This window comes from Bacteroidales bacterium (assembly GCA_012517825.1).
Classification (GTDB): Bacteria; Bacteroidota; Bacteroidia; order Bacteroidales; family JAAYUG01; genus JAAYUG01.
The window spans coordinates 1-15,126 of record JAAYUG010000015.1 but is presented as its reverse complement, the minus strand read 5'-3'; the positions used below and the strand labels follow the sequence as shown (position 1 = coordinate 15,126).

The window sequence follows — 15,126 nt, the reverse complement described above, 5'->3', positions numbered from 1 at the left end:
GAAGGCCCGTAAACGTCAGCATCCACAAGTCCAACCCGGTAGCCCTGCAAAGCAGTTGCCACAGCAAGATTAGCGGCCACAGTTGACTTGCCGACACCTCCCTTGCCCGATGCCACTGCTACAATGTTTTTAACGCGGGAGAGAGCTTCCGGCTGGTTGCTTTCCCCGGGTACCTCTTTTTTGGCGTTGATTTCGAATGTAACCTGAATGCCTGCACCAAACCCCGATTGAACGGCCTGGGTTATGGCTTTCTTTATGGGGCCGGCCAGAGGATCAGTACTCCTGGGAAAGGAAAGGATAACATGAACCGAATTGTCACCAACCCTTACATTCTGAACAATTCCTGCTTCGGTAACCGGTTTTCCTGAAGACGGGTGAATCACCTTCTTCAATTCATTCAGTATAGCTTCCTGCGTAAAAGACATAATTTTTATTTAAATTAAATTTAAACAGCAAAGTAATAAAAAAAAGAACGGAATCAAGCTATCATTTGTCATAATTCTTTGCAGGGGTCCCAAAAAAGTTTACGGAAGTTGACTATACGGTCATTGACCACTTTAATGCCTTCATTTTCAAGAAGTTGTTGCATGGCCGTAGGGGTTCCGAAATGCATTTTTCCGGTAAGGAGGCCCTGCCGGTTCACTACGCGGTGAGCAGGCACATGACGTGGGTGCGAATGGCAGGCATTGAGGGCCCATCCTACCATGCGGGCCGACCGCGCTGTCCCCAGATAGCGGGCAATGGCGCCATAGGAAGTAACTCTGCCAAAGGGTATTTTTCGGGTTACTTCGTAGACCTGTTCAAAAAAATCATTCGACGTATTCAGTTTCGGGGAGTTCGGCATATTCATGATCCGTTTTAAGGGCGAATGCCAGGTAGAACACCTTTTTTCCTTCACGGAGAAACATCTGTTCGTAATAGGTTTGGATGGCCCCGGCGGTTCCTGCAAGAGAAGATCCGTAGAGGTCGGTGGTGAAGACTTTGGGTTGCTGATGGTTGTAAGCAAGGAGGTTCAAGGTATATTCATACAACCCCTGATGGTCGGTTTTCAGATGGATGGTTCCGCCTGGTCTGACAAAGGTTCTGTAGGCATTAAGAAAACGGGAGCCTGTGAGGCGTTTTTTCGCCCTGCGTTTTTTTTCCTGAGGGTCGGGGAATGTGAGCCATATTTCGTCCACTTCGGAAGGGCCGAAGAAGGAAGTAATGAATTCAATGCGCGTTCGGATGAAGGCTACATTGGTGAGCCGGTTTTCGAGGGCGAACTTAGCCCCCTGCCAGATCCGTGCACCTTTGATGTCAACGCCGATGTAATTGCGTTCCGGATTCCGCACAGCCAGTCCGGTGGTGTATTCGCCCCGGCCGCAGCCGAGTTCAAGTGTAATGGGGCGTGAGTTTTTGAAATAATCCTGGTTCCATTTTGTTTTCAGCGGGAAAGGCTGCTGCATGATCTCAGCAAGAGTGGGTTCGAAAACGTTGGGAAACGTTTTCATTTCGGCAAATTTTCTCAGCTTATTTTTCCCCACGGCTTGCCAGAATCAATGTACTTTTTCGATGCGCATACCGATATCGGTGATCCCGGGCAGAGGATTGGTGCGCATGCCCTGGGTGAAACGAAACTGATAGATACCCGTATGCGGAAAACGGATATTTTTTTTCCACGGTGCCCGCAGGAAATAGAGATCGCCGATACCTTTTCCATACCATTTTCCTTTGCTGTCGGCAAGGGTAAACTCAACGGTATCGGTCAGTTTTTCACCGGCAGGTGAGGTTATGGTGATAAACAGGAACAGGTTGCTGAAGGAATAGGATCCTTTGTTCCGGATGTTGACGTACATATTGAAAGGCTGAAGGGTGTCGGGAATGAACACCTCGAATTCTGCCGGCTGAGCGGCATCCCATGATCCACCGGGGATGCGCTGGTTCTTTTCGAAGACCATCCGGGGGTCGCATGAAGTGAACAGCAGCAAAAAAACAAAAACCGAAAGGTTAGTCAGAAGAGCTTTCATCAGTTGGGGAATTCGCCTGGTTATTGGAGTTATTCGGTCGTCTGCGGCCTTTTTTATGTTTGTTTTTGGGTTTGTCGAACCGTGTAACACTCTGGGAACTGATGACGTCGGTATATCCGTTTTCTGCGGCCGGGGAAACCGGTGTCTGGGAGTATCCGGTTGTCTGGATTTTGGGTGTGATGCCCTTACGGTTCAGTTCAGTGAGTTCCCGGACTTTTTCAACCGGAAGAGGGATGAGGGAAGTTTCTTCCTCGTTGAGGCTGTACCACATAATGCGGCGGAATACGTCGGTTTTCTGCAGTCTGGCGAGTCCTTCCTCAAAGCGGAGGGGTTCGGAGGTATCGGGAAAGTCGTGCCGGGCGTCCAGGTAGACATCCAGTTCGTAATTGAGACAGCATTTAAGTTTACCGCACTGGCCGGCCAGTTTCTGGGGGTTGAGCGACACTTCCTGGTAGCGGGCGGCGCTGGTGGTAACCGAAACGAAATTGGTAAGCCAGGTGGTACAGCAGAGTTCCCTGCCGCAGGGGCCGATGCCGCCAATGCGGCCTGCTTCCTGGCGCGCGCCAATCTGCCGCATTTCAACCCGTATCTTGAATTCATCGGCCAGGATTTTAATCAGTTCCCTGAAGTCAACCCGGTCGTCGGCAATGTAATAGAAGATGGCCTTGGTTTTATCTCCCTGGTATTCAACGTCGCCTATTTTCATGTCGAGGTGCAGGCTTTCGGCAATATTTCTGGCCTTGAGCATGGTACTTTCTTCCAGGGCAATGGCTTCCATCCATTTTTCTATATCGGCCGGTTTGGCTTTCCGGTAGATCTTTTTCAGTTCCTGAGCCGGGGTGGTGACCTTGTACTTTTTCATTTGCTGCTGAACAAGCTCGCCGGTGAGTGATACAACGCCAATGTCATGGCCGGGAGTGGCTTCAACCGCCACAATGTCGCCCTGCTGAAGAACCAGCTGATTGACGTTGTAATAAAAGCCCTTTCGTGTGTTTTTAAAGCGGATTTCAACCACTTCTGAAATTCCTCCGTCCATGGGAAGATCAGAAATCCAGTTGTAAACACTCAGTTTACTGCATCCGTCCTGGATGCATCGCTGAAAATCCCCTCCTCCGGGAGTAAGTTTGCAGCAACCTCTATGATGTATTCCTTCTATATTTTGAGCACTCATTGTAATATCCTGTTTGGGGGCCGGATAAACTCCGGCAAAGTTGCAAAGATACAGAAAATTGATTATTTCCGGATTATTTCGGAAAGCGAAAGTGCCAGGTCGAACAAAACCAGTTTATCATAAGCATTGGCTTCGATGTGGGCCTGTGCTGCAGAAAAGGCATCGTGAATCTGTTCAATGTTTCCGGGGTGAATGAAAGCTGAGAATTTGCGGGAAAAATCGAGTTCCGGTTCGGTAAGCCGGTGTGCAAAGGGAAGTTTCAGGTTCAGAAGCAAGTTTTCGCGCACCAGGGAAAGAGCATACTGCAGAAACTCTTTTTGTTCTTCGCGTCCTACGGAAGCCAGTTCATCAACCCAGCCAATAATTTCGGGTATGTTTTTTTTCCATACCAGGCGCATCAGGGTTACGAACCGTTCAAACTGCTGGTCTTCGCCCGAGAGGTTTATCAGGGAAAGGGCACGGGCAAAGTTGCCTCCTGCCTGGAGAGCAATTCTGCGCGATGGTGTTTTTTCAACAGAAAATTTCTCCTGGAGGGTCTTTTCGATGTCAGAATCGGGCAGGCGGGGCACCCTGATCATCTGAACTCTTGAAAGGATGGTAGGAAGAATGGCCTGGGTATTTTCGCTGACGAGAAGGAACAATGTCTGATCGGGAGGTTCTTCCAGAATTTTCAGCAGTTTGTTGGCGGCGGCCGGGTGCATGCGTTCCGGAAGCCAGATAATCATTACCTTCCAGTCCGATTCATAGGGCTTCAGGCTAAGTTTCCTGAGAATTTCGGCGCTTTCTTCCACATAAATCATTCCCTGCTTGTTTTCTGAATCGAGGGCTTTCATCCACTGGTTGTAAGAGAAGTAGGGATTGTTCAGGACGAACGAGCGCCAGAGGGGGAGAAACTTTTCGCTGGTTACTTTCTCGGCCGTTTTTTCCCTGAAGACAGGGAACACAAAATGGAGGTCGGGATGAATCAGTTTGGAAATCTTCTGGCAGGAAATGCAATGTCCGCAGGCATCTTCCGGCGTGCGCGAAGTACACAGGATGTAGCGGCTGTAAGCCAGGGCCAGGGGAAGTTTTCCGGAACCTTCGGGGCCAAACAGCATCTGGGCATGGCTTATCCTGCCCTCCTGCACCGAGCGGATCAGGTTCTGAATAACAGGTTTCTGCCCTATGACGTCACGGAATAGCATACGAACAAGCTGCAAAGTAAATGCTTTTTCCCGGTAATTCAAGTACCGGGCTGAAAGAGTAAAATTTGGCTATTTGATGATTTTCAGTTAGGTTTGTATGATTTTTAAGGCACATGTTTAAATTTTGATGCATATGGTAACGATAGACAATTTCAATTTTAAAGGCCTGCGGGCCATTGTGCGGGTTGATTTTAACGTTCCGCTCGACAAGAAAACCTTTGAGGTGACAGATGATACACGCATCCGGGGTGCATTACCTACCATCAACAAGATTCTGAACGACGGAGGTAGCTGTATTCTGATGTCGCATCTGGGCCGTCCTGACGGAGTTCCCCAGGAAAAATACTCTCTGAAGCATGTTATTCCGGTTCTTTCAAAACATTTGGGCAGGGAAGTGAAATTTGCCGACGACTGTGTGGGAGAATCGGCCAAACAACTGGCTGGTTCCCTTAAGCCGGGCGAAGTTTTACTGCTGGAGAACGTCCGCTTTTATCTGGAAGAAGAAGGCAAACCCAAACTGCCTGAAGGGGTTTCGGACGAAGAAAAAAAGGCAGCCAAGGAAGAAATGAAGAAGCGGCAGAAAGAATTTACGGCCAAACTGGCTTCATTGGCCGATTGTTATGTAAACGACGCTTTCGGTACAGCCCACCGTGCCCATGCTTCAACCACCCTGATTGCTGCTCATTTTCCCGGCAAGAGCATGTTCGGTTATCTGATTGAGGCAGAACTGAAAGCCATGGATAAGGTGCTGCATGCACCCGATCATCCTTTCACAGCCATTATGGGCGGCGCAAAGGTTAGTGATAAGATTATGGTGATTGAACGCATGCTCGAAAAGGTTGACAATCTGATTATCGGCGGTGGTATGACCTATACCTTTATCAAGGCGCAGGGAGGAAAGATCGGAAAATCACTGTGTGAAGAAGACAAGCTGGATGTGGCGCTTCAGATACTGGAAAAGGCAAAGGCAAAGGGGGTTAAGGTTTATCTGCCGGTTGATGCCGTGAACGGAGATGCCTTCGATGCCAATGCAAATACTTCGGTAACAAAGGTGAATGAAACACCCGATGGCTGGATGGGGCTGGATATCGGGCCGGAAACCATAGCTCTATTCTCAGGTGTTATAAAGAAATCGAAGACCATTCTCTGGAACGGCCCGATGGGTGTTTTTGAATTTGAGAAATTTGCCGCCGGCACCAGCGCCATTGCAAAAGCTATAGCCGAAGCTACTGCAGCCGGAGCTTTCAGCCTGGTGGGCGGTGGTGATTCCGTGGCAGCTGTCAATAAAAACAAGCTGGCTGACAAGATCAGCTATGTGTCGACCGGTGGTGGTGCCATGCTCGAATACATTGAAGGGAAAGAACTTCCCGGAATTAAAGCCATCCGCGGGTAAGAAATTCTTTTTTGCCCCGGTATTTTAAAATTTAGGAAGTGCGGGCTTGCCCGCACTTCTTGTCAATACAAACCTGTGCCCTTAAAAAGATGAACTATGACCGACAATCTTCGTATTGCCATTCTCGGAGGAGGAAATCTTGGAAATTCGCTGGCTTCCGGATTGCTTCAAACAGGTAAGTTCCGTGCCGAAAACCTCATTGTTACGCGCCGTAAGGTTCAGCTTCTTAACCACCTTCAGGAGCAAAACATACAGGTTACTTCTGATAACCGAAAGGCTGTGGAAGAGAGCCGTCTTGTCCTGATTACCGTCAAACCCCACCAGATGCAGGCTTTGTTGACGGAGATTCAGGATGTTCTCGTTCCCGTAAAACATATTCTGGTTTCTTCGGTCACCGGTTTCTCCATCAACCAGATCCGTTCCTTTTGCGGAAAGGTGCCGGTAGTGCGGATCATGCCCAACACGGCGGCAGCCATTGGAGAATCCATGACCTGCCTTGCCGCACAGGAAGATGACAAGGAAGCACTGAAGGAAGTTCAGGCACTTTTCAACCTGCTGGGAAAAACCCTGGTAATTGGAGAAGAACTGATGGAAGCATCCACCGTGCTGGGAGCCTGCGGAGTAGCTTTTGCCCTGCGTTTCCTCAGGGCAATGACCCAGGGAGGAATAGAAATTGGTTTTCCATCCGAAACGGCGCAGTTTATAGCTGCCCAAACCCTGAGAGGAGCGGCAGGACTTGTTCTTATTAAGGGCCAGCATCCCGAAAAGGAAATTGACAAAGTTACAACCCCGATGGGTATCACCATATCTGGCCTGAACGAAATGGAACACAACGGGTTCAGCTCGGCATTGATTAAAGGAATTGTAACTTCGTTCCATAAGATTGAAAACCTCCAGCCTTTGGCCGGGAAGGAATAAAACGAAAGATTGCCCGGGAGGAACCGGCCGTTGTTGGATATAAAAGGAAGCGGGAGTAAATCGGATGCACTTCAGTGAAGAACATATTTTTACGGTAAAGGGGACAGGGGATTTTGAATCACTGGCCCTCGAAATGTACCGGTTTCATTATGAAAACAATCCGGTTTATCGGGCTTTTTCCGCGTCGCTGAAGCGAAATCCCGGAAATGTTGATTCGCTGGAAAAAATTCCTTTTTTGCCGGTGGAGTTCTTTAAAGAGCATAGAATTTATGCAGCCATCGGTGAACCGGAAATGGTGTTCACCAGCACCGGCACAGGAGGCATGGGAACCAGCCGCCACTATGTTGCCTCACTCAGCCTTTACAGGGAAAGTTTTTTACGGGGGTTCAGGTTGTTTTACGGAGATCCTTCACGGTACTGCATTTTGGGCCTGTTGCCTTCCTATCTTGAGCGAACCGGTTCCTCGCTGGTTTATATGGTTGACCAACTTATCAGGCTTAGCCGGCATCCCCGGAGCGGATTTTTTCTGTACAATCAGGAATAGCTTGCCGAAGTACTGATCGAACTGGAGCGGAAGAAACAGCCTGCCCTGCTGTTGGGAGTGACTTTTGCCCTTCTTGATTTTGCAGAACAGCATCCTGTGAAGCTCAGGAACACAATTGTTATGGAAACCGGCGGAATGAAAGGTCGAAGGAAGGAACTCATACGGAATGAGATTCATGAAATTCTTTGCCGTCAGTTCAGTGTAGAGGCAGTGCATTCAGAATACGGGATGACGGAACTCCTTTCCCAGGCATACTCCAGAGGAGAGGGAGTTTTTTCCACACCCCCATGGATGAGGATTTTTGTCAGGGATCCCTATGACCCTTTGCATTTGCTGGAACCCGGCAAAACAGGCGGAATTGATATCATTGACCTGGCCAATGTATGGTCGTGTCCTTTTATAGCAACCGGCGACCTGGGCCTTTTGCATGCCGGTGGTACCTTTGAAGTCCTGGGCAGGATGGACCAGGCGGAGATAAGAGGATGCAGCCTGATGGTGCTGTAAAAAATCATTTCACGGAATCATCTTTCTTTTCCTCTTCTCCTGCCGGTGTCATTTTGGCCAGTCCTCCTGCAACGATGAATTTCATTACTTCTGCGGCCGGCAAATCGACAGGGATAACCTTGTCGGCCGGTACCAGAAACAATTCACCCATGAAGGACAGGGAGTATGGAAAATAAACAGCCACTTTTTGCTTCACTCCAAAGCTCTTCAGATCGTCTTCGGTAATAAATCCCAGTTTTTCAAATCCGGTATTTGCATCCGCAAGTACCCTGACAGGCTTGTTGAAACGTCGCTCTTTCCCTACAAACGCAGAAAGAAAATCCTTCAGCGAAGTGTAAATCATTTCAATTACGGGAGCTTTGCGGATGAGTCGCTCAATAAGGTTTGTCACCGGATCGGTAACCACAAAATTGCCGATAATGCCCAGCAGGGTAAGAAAAAGCACAATGACCACAAGGCCAAGGCCAGGAATGGTAATCCCGGTAAGGTCTTTAATGTAGGTTTGCAGCGGATCATCAATAACCCGGAAAATGAGGTAGAGGATGTAAATGGTTAGTCCTGTAGGGGCAACCAGTAACAAACCCTGGAAAAAATAGTTGGCTAACTTTTTCATATCGGTTATTTTTTTGGAAAGAAAATGGATTGCTGAACTATACGATTTCGGTTCCTTCTTTTTCCGGTTTTCCCGGAAAAGGCCGGATTGAATTTTTGGTAAATTTATCAATTGATTCATCATTCGCATGGTAAAAAAATTTTTATCGTCATTTTTTCTGCCTGAATCTGTTCCAGGCGATCTCAACGAAATGAGAAACAAACTGGCCAATGCAATTCTTGCTATTGTAGCGGTTTTTGGGCTTCTGATACTTCTTCCCGCAATTTTAAGGATTCCGGTAACCGGCTTATTGGTCAATACCATTGTGGGATTGCTCTTGTACGGAATTTTTTTGCTCCTGCTTATTTTTTCAGGTAAAACAGGCTACCGGTTTAAAGCACTAATATTTGTCTTTGCCTGTTATCTGATGGGGGCGGCATCATGGTGGTCGGCCGGGGTGATGGGAGCTGGTTTTCAATATTTGCTTGTCGGGAGTCTATTGGCCACTATGCTGATCAATGAAAGGGCAGGAATTCATCTTATACTGGGATCCATCGTTACAGTGCTGGTAATAGGATTCCTTTTCCTCTCCGGCCGAAGAAATTATGCCTTTCCTGTGGAGGAGTATGTGCATTCTTTCTATCCCTGGGCTCTTCAGTTTAGTGTGGCGGTGTTTTTTACCATACTGATCATGCTGGTTTTTTCTGCCTTAAACCGGTTTGCTGAAAACAATGCACGCTATTACAATCAGCTTAGCAACAAGCTGGCTGAAATGAACAGGGAGCTTAAAGACGAGATTGCGGAAGAAAAAAGGGTGGAAACGGCATACCGCGAAAGTGAGGAAAAATTCCGGAGCATTTTTTTCGGTATCCGCGACCTGATAATAATTGCAACCCCTGAGGGAGAAATCAGGGAGGCGAATACGGTTTTCCTTGATACTACCGGATATAGTATTGACGAAGTGCGAAAAATGAAGGTATTCAATTTTATGGACAAGGAGGAATATGTGTATATAAGAAAAATATTTGAGGGGACGGATTACCAGTCTTTACCGCTGCTGGAACTCTCCCTGATTGGCAGAAAAGGAGAGAAAGTGCCGGTGGAAGTTGCCGTCTTTCCCCTTCGGTTTGGAGCAGAAAATCTTCTGTTATATGTTGCCCGCAACATTACTGACCGGAAGTTTCTGGAACAGAAAATGCTTCAGGCCATTGTAACCGGAGAGGAAAAAGAAAGAGCACGACTGGCCGGCGACCTGCACGATGAGCTTGGGCCTTTGCTTTCAACCGGGAAGATGTATGTTCAGATGCTTCAGGAAGAAACGGATGCATACCAGCAAAAGGTTCTCATCGGGAAATTATACGAAAACATTGATTATGCCTTGCGCACCATGCGGGATATTTCGAACAACCTGAGTCCGCACCTGCTCCGGAACTATGGTTTGCAAACGGCCATCGAATCCTTTTTCGGCAAGGTTCAGGAAGCATACCCTGTGACCATTCAGGCTGAATTTGGATTTTCTGAGCGACTGCCTGAAATTTATGAAACAAGCCTTTACCGGGCAATCATAGAACTGGTAAATAATTCGCTCCGGCATGGCGAAGCTTCATCCATCTCACTGAAAGTTATCAGGCAAGAAGAAAATGTAATAGTTGAATATGCTGATAACGGGAAGGGGTTCGATATAACCCTGCTGGAAAAACCTGGCAAAGGATTAGGACTGCTCAATATCCGGAGCCGGATTGAATCAATGGCCGGAAAATTCATTGCCGCCACTGAGGTTGGAAAGGGAGTTATTTTTAAATTTATCATACCAATTAAACTTCTATGAAGGTAATTCTTGCTGACGACAATGAAAAATTTCTGGAGGGACTCCGGTTCTACCTGCGGAAAAGCAAGGATATTGAAATAATTGCCGAAGTCAGAAACGGACTGGAGCTTCTGAACAATGAGAACCTGGCACTGGCCGACCTGGTACTAATAGATCTTGAGATGCCGCAAGTGGGAGGGATTGAAGCTACGCGGAAAGCACTCTGGTTGTATCCTCACATACGGTTTATAGCCATTACCATGTATACCGACAAGGCGTACCTCAAAACGCTTGTGGAAGCCGGTTTTAAGGGTTGCGTGTTTAAAGATGAACTTTACACCGATCTGCCTGTGGCAATCTATGATGTGATGCATGGTAAATACCACTTCCCTCCTGATATCCTGGTTCAGGAAGATTAGTATCATTGGTGCCGGTATTCCTTTCACGCAACGGTATATGGAGTGCAAGCGAACTAATGCGCAGTATGCAGGCTTTGCGTGCAGGCATCCGGCTTAACCCCGCTGAAACGGAGTGAAAGCGTACTTTGCAGCACATCGCGCATTTTTTGGTGCGCATGCGGGTTATGTTGAATTCGTCGGATTGTATTTTAAATCCAAACGCTCTTGGATTACATGGATTTTCAGAAAAATAATCTTTGATAGGGAGAAAGGTTCTCCAGTTGTCATTATTTATGAAAAGACAAATTTTGGTCTGTTGTTTTCAAAATAAATAATGAACCCATGAAATCAAAAATGAATTTAAAAGGAAACATGATCCTGGCAGGAATACTGCTTTTTTTCCTTGCAGGAAATGCAATGGCAATGCCTTTGATGAAGGATGACACATCAAAGGTTGTAACTTTCAGCGGAAAGATTATTGATAAGCTGACCAAAAAGCCTGTAATTTTTGCGAATGTTCATGTGGTCGGGCACAGCATAGGAACAGTTTCCAATTCCGACGGAGAATTTGTGCTTAAGGTTCCCGTTAGCCTGGCCGGAGGAAAACTGGGCATCACCCATCTTGGCTACCGGAATTTTCAGGTTGATCTGGCGGAACTGACAAAGGAAGGATATGTCATCCTCATGGAACCGGAGCCTATTCCTATCACCGAAGTAATTATCCGGTCCAATGATCCGCTTACGCTTTTGCAGGCCGCCATGAGGCGAATCGAAGAAAATTACCCGGTTAAACCGGCTATGGTGACCGGTTTCTACAGGGAAGCCATTAAGAAGAACCGGAGTTATGTAGAACTGGCCGAAGCCATACTGGATGTATATAAAGCCCCCTATAATAAAGCCTATGATGAAGACCGGGTAAAGATTTACAAAGGAAGAAAGAGCCAGGACGTGGAAAGGATGGATACGGTAACATTTAAACTGCAGGGAGGTCCTAAAACGGTTTTCCTGCTCGATGTGGTAAAAAATCCGGAAATACTGCTCGATCCCGATTATATGAAATTTTATAAGTACAGCCTGACGGGCATGGCCACGGTTAATGACAAAGACTGCTATGTTATTGAATTTGACCAGCGGCCTGATGTGAATGAACCTCTTTACAGCGGTAAAATATATCTTGATGTTAACAACCTGGCTATTACCGGACTGGAGTTTCGTTTAAGCGACATAGGCCTTCATCTGGCCAGCAATGTACTGGTAAAAAAGAAACCAGTATCGATGCAGGTAGAAACCCTCAGCGGAAATTACCTGGTCAACTACAAGGAATTCAATAACAAGTGGTACCTGAATTATGTCCGTTCCGAACTGAGGTTCAGGTGCAAATGGAAGAAAAAGCTGTTCAATACTACCTTCACTGTCATGAGTGAAATGGCTGTGACCGATATTGATACCGTCAATATTAGCCGGTATGCCTACCGTGAATCAGCCAGGATGAGTGATGTGTTTGCCGATCAGGTGGATTACTTCAAGGATGAAAGCTTCTGGGGCGATTACAACTATATTAAGCCCGATGAAACAATACAGGAAGCGATTCGCAAGCTGAACAGAAGAATTATACGGTAAACCCTTGTGCTTTTTCCATCGTTGAGGTTAGGGTTTCATAGCTGCCGTTCATGTTAACGGCAGCTATTTTTTTATTTGCAGGGTTGTTTTAAAGGAACTAATCTATACTCTCTCATGCAGGCCCAAACAGAAAATTTCTGCCGGAGAAGTCGCAAAACGAAATTTTGAAACGTCCATGATTATCAATGGGAACATTGCGGTTCAGCCAAGCAAATTTATCTTTACCTTTAGCCATCAAAAAAGTCTGATAAATTATTTGAGGTGATGAAAAGACTATTTCCCATTGCATTTGTTTTGATTATTGCTGTTGTATCGTCCTGTCAAAGAAAGGGATGTATCCAGCCCGACCCCTGGTTGCAGATGGCACATCAGAAGATTATAAGAACCCTTCAGCACCTGCCCGATACGGCATTAATGCCCCGCATGATACCGGTGGGAAGCAAGGAATGGAAGACCGTGGGAATCTATGACTGGACCAGCGGTTTCTGGCCGGGAATTTTGTGGTATATGGCCGATTTCAGCGGCGACAGCATCCTGCTGAAACAGGCCCGCCATTGGACTGCCTGCCTTGAGCCCGTTAAAAAGATGCGGGAAAAGAATCATGACCTGGGTTTTATGATGTACTGCAGTTTTGGAAACGGATTCCGGTTAACAGGCGATTCCCTTTACAGGAATATATTGCTCGAAACGGCCGATTCCCTGGTTACTCTTTTCAATCCCAGGGTTGGAACCATTCTTTCATGGCCATGGCAAAAGCAGAACCGCGGCTGGAAACACAATACCATCATTGACAATATGATGAACCTGGAGCTTCTTTTCTGGGCTTCGCGTAACGGAAGACCGGCCTATAAAGACGTAGCCATCCGGCATGCCCTGACAACAATGAAAAACCAGATCAGGCCCGATTATTCGGTGGTACATGTTGTGGTATATGATGATGAAACCGGCAAAGTTGACAGCCTGAAGACCTGGCAGGGCGCTTCCGACAAATCCATGTGGGCCCGTGGACAGGCATGGGGTATTTATGGATTTACCATGAGTTACCGTGAAACCGGAATGAAGGAATTTCTCACAACTGCCCGGAATCTTGCCAATCATTTTATTGAGCGGCTTCCGGCTGATGGCGTTCCTTACTGGGATTTTGATGCACCCGGAATACCCAATGAACCAAAGGATGCTTCGGCTGCTGCCATTGCGGCTTCTGCCCTTATTGAACTTTCTTCGTTTATCCCTGATAAGGACACGGCTTCCTATTACCTTCATACAGCCTGTCGTATTCTCACTTCTCTTGCAACACATTACCTGGCCCCGGATGAATCGGATGCCCTCCTTTCCCATTCTGTAGGAAGCAAACCGCATAATACAGAAGTGGACGTACCGATCATTTATGCCGACTATTATTTCATCGAAGCCCTTATGCGGCTCAGGAATATGAAGAACGGAACTTCAGACTAATTTTTATCCAATGAAAAAAAGCCTTTTTCTGATCATTTCTTTGCCTTTTCTGCTTTTTGCCTGTTCGGAAAAACGGAAAAGCTGTGCGGATTTGCTGCAGGGCGCGGCTGACACAACCCGTATTGTCACAGTAGCTTGCCGGTATGACAGTTCCCAGAGGTATGAGGTTTATTTGCCTGGCAACTATACACCTGATAAAAAATGGCCGGTGTTATTGTGTTTCGATCCGCATGCTGATGGGCGTCTGCCCGTGAAGCTATTTTCTTCAGTAGCCGAAAAATTCGGATACATTGTGGCCGGTTCCGATAATTCTGCCAACGGTGTTGCCAATATTGAATATGTAGTCAGAACGTTTTACGAGGATGTTACCAGTCGGTACAGTATTGATTCAACGCGGATTTATGCCGCCGGATTTTCGGGAGGAGGCAGAATTGCTGCCTCGCTGGCGCTTTCCTGGAGCAATATAAGGGGAGTTATTTCCTGCAGTGCGGGATTGCCTGGTTTTCAGCCTGCTTCCGGCACACGGGCTTTTGCCATTGCAGCATTGGCAGGAGACGGAGATTTTAACTACAGCGAAGTGGAATCATTACCGGAACAGCTCAAAGGAACAAAATTCAACGTTTATACCAGTATATTCCATGGAACTCATGCCTGGCCATCCCGGGAACAACTTTCTCTTGCTCTGCTGTTTCTTCACATCAAAGCTATGCAGGAGGGAATTGTTGCCACCGACCGTCAGATCATCTCCTGTCTGAAAAACTCCCTGCTCGATTCGGTCGGCTATTACCATCAAAGAAAAAATATTGCAGATGAATTTGCCTGGGCCGAACGAGGTGCTTCTCTTCTGGCAGGATACAAAGAGGCAAACACTTTCCGGAAAAGAGTGAAAAAAATTTCTTCTACGCCTGAATTCCGGAAATTCCTCTCTGAAAAAGAACAGGTATTGCGTATGGAAGAAATGCTTCGTATGGAGTACCAGAAAGCCTTCACCGAAAAGGATACTTCCTGGTGGAGGAACGAGGCAGATGTTTTGAGAACCAGACTGACCGGGTCGTCAGACGGCCTGAAAAAAGCAATGCATGAACGTTTGCTGGCTTATCTCAGCATCATGGCATATACCTATACGAACAGAAGTATTCAGGCTGGTAACCTGGAGGCAGCCCGTCACTTTGTTTCCATCTATGGAATTATTGATCCTCAGAATCCTGATTATCTGAAATTCAGGAAACAGCTTGCCGAAGAAAAATATATTGCGCGTTAGAAAATGCGCAGTGTGCCCTGAGGTCAGCTTTTCCTTCGTTACAGCTGGTTTAACACGGATCCCTGCGAAAAAAGTCAATGCATCAATCACTCATATGTTTGTGCTCCTGATGCGGAAATCGGGTAATGCACAAACGGGGTATTCGGCATGCAAAGCCCCCGGATTTCTCATGGCAAATGCAGCATATGAAGCAAATTCCCTGTTTCAGAGGCCTTTATAGCTTGCATTCAGGTAGTTGATAGAAGGCAGAGTATTTCCTTCAAAGTCAAACAT

Annotated in this window: 14 protein-coding genes and 1 pseudogene; 8 read left to right on the top strand and 7 right to left on the bottom strand. The window is 47.0% G+C overall.

The window, feature by feature from the left end; translation table 11 throughout:
• From GX419_01190 to GX419_01165, 6 genes are all read right to left on the bottom strand, one after another.
• Positions 1-425 (bottom strand): P-loop NTPase (locus tag GX419_01190; GenBank protein ID NLI23306.1); only part of this gene is annotated, 425 nt, incomplete at its 3' end.
• A 68-nt stretch (positions 426-493) separates the two neighbouring features.
• Positions 494-844, bottom strand: a complete 351-nt coding sequence (locus GX419_01185; GenBank protein ID NLI23305.1) for an MGMT family protein — start codon at positions 842-844, stop codon at positions 494-496.
• On the bottom strand, positions 810-1,523 hold the full coding sequence (gene trmB, locus GX419_01180) for a tRNA (guanosine(46)-N7)-methyltransferase TrmB (protein ID NLI23304.1): 714 nt from the start codon (positions 1,521-1,523) through the stop codon (positions 810-812). Before trmB ends, GX419_01185 begins: the two co-directional genes overlap by 35 nt.
• Positions 1,524-1,535: 12 nt before the next feature.
• On the bottom strand, positions 1,536-2,006 hold the full coding sequence (locus GX419_01175) for a gliding motility lipoprotein GldH (protein NLI23303.1): 471 nt from the start codon (positions 2,004-2,006) through the stop codon (positions 1,536-1,538).
• The gene (locus GX419_01170) at positions 1,987-3,177 is read right to left on the bottom strand and encodes a hypothetical protein (GenBank protein NLI23302.1); all 1,191 of its coding nucleotides are present in this window, start codon (positions 3,175-3,177) and stop codon (positions 1,987-1,989) included. The genes GX419_01175 and GX419_01170 overlap by 20 nt, the downstream gene beginning before the upstream one ends.
• Before the next feature lie 62 nt (positions 3,178-3,239).
• On the bottom strand, positions 3,240-4,376 hold the full coding sequence (locus GX419_01165) for a DNA polymerase III subunit delta' (protein NLI23301.1): 1,137 nt from the start codon (positions 4,374-4,376) through the stop codon (positions 3,240-3,242).
• A 118-nt stretch (positions 4,377-4,494) separates the two neighbouring features.
• Here GX419_01165 and GX419_01160 point away from each other — a divergent pair, with 118 nt between their 5' ends.
• The 3 genes and pseudogenes from GX419_01160 (at position 4,495) to GX419_01150 (ending at position 7,720) form a co-directional block, all read left to right on the top strand.
• The gene (locus GX419_01160) at positions 4,495-5,754 is read left to right on the top strand and encodes a phosphoglycerate kinase (protein ID NLI23300.1); all 1,260 of its coding nucleotides are present in this window, start codon (positions 4,495-4,497) and stop codon (positions 5,752-5,754) included.
• 96 nt (positions 5,755-5,850) lie between these two features.
• On the top strand, positions 5,851-6,672 hold the full coding sequence (gene proC / locus GX419_01155; GenBank protein ID NLI23299.1) for a pyrroline-5-carboxylate reductase: 822 nt from the start codon (positions 5,851-5,853) through the stop codon (positions 6,670-6,672).
• Between the two features lie 64 nt (positions 6,673-6,736).
• Positions 6,737-7,720: pseudogene (locus GX419_01150) on the top strand (acyl transferase).
• Positions 7,721-7,724: 4 nt separating this feature from the next.
• Here GX419_01150 and GX419_01145 read toward each other — a convergent pair.
• Positions 7,725-8,333 (bottom strand): DUF502 domain-containing protein, encoded by a 609-nt coding sequence (locus tag GX419_01145; protein NLI23298.1) that lies wholly within the window; start codon positions 8,331-8,333, stop codon positions 7,725-7,727.
• Positions 8,334-8,523: 190 nt separating this feature from the next.
• On the opposite strand from GX419_01145, the gene GX419_01140 reads away from it, so the two are divergent.
• The 5 genes from GX419_01140 to GX419_01120 all read left to right on the top strand — a co-directional run bounded on the left by GX419_01140 (position 8,524) and on the right by GX419_01120 (position 14,853).
• Entirely contained in the window at positions 8,524-10,140 is a 1,617-nt protein-coding gene (locus GX419_01140; GenBank protein ID NLI23297.1) for a PAS domain S-box protein, read from the top strand.
• The gene (locus tag GX419_01135; protein ID NLI23296.1) at positions 10,137-10,538 is read left to right on the top strand and encodes a response regulator transcription factor; all 402 of its coding nucleotides are present in this window, start codon (positions 10,137-10,139) and stop codon (positions 10,536-10,538) included. Before GX419_01140 ends, GX419_01135 begins: the two co-directional genes overlap by 4 nt.
• Before the next feature lie 321 nt (positions 10,539-10,859).
• Positions 10,860-12,137, top strand: coding sequence for a carboxypeptidase-like regulatory domain-containing protein (locus GX419_01130; GenBank protein ID NLI23295.1), 1,278 nt, complete (start codon positions 10,860-10,862; stop codon positions 12,135-12,137).
• 264 nt (positions 12,138-12,401) lie between these two features.
• Positions 12,402-13,592: a glucuronyl hydrolase gene (locus GX419_01125; protein ID NLI23294.1), complete on the top strand. Its 1,191-nt coding sequence runs from the start codon at positions 12,402-12,404 to the stop codon at positions 13,590-13,592.
• A 10-nt stretch (positions 13,593-13,602) separates the two neighbouring features.
• Complete coding sequence (locus tag GX419_01120; GenBank protein ID NLI23293.1) at positions 13,603-14,853, top strand: hypothetical protein; 1,251 nt, start codon at positions 13,603-13,605, stop codon at positions 14,851-14,853.
• Positions 14,854-15,126: the final 273 nt, after the last annotated feature.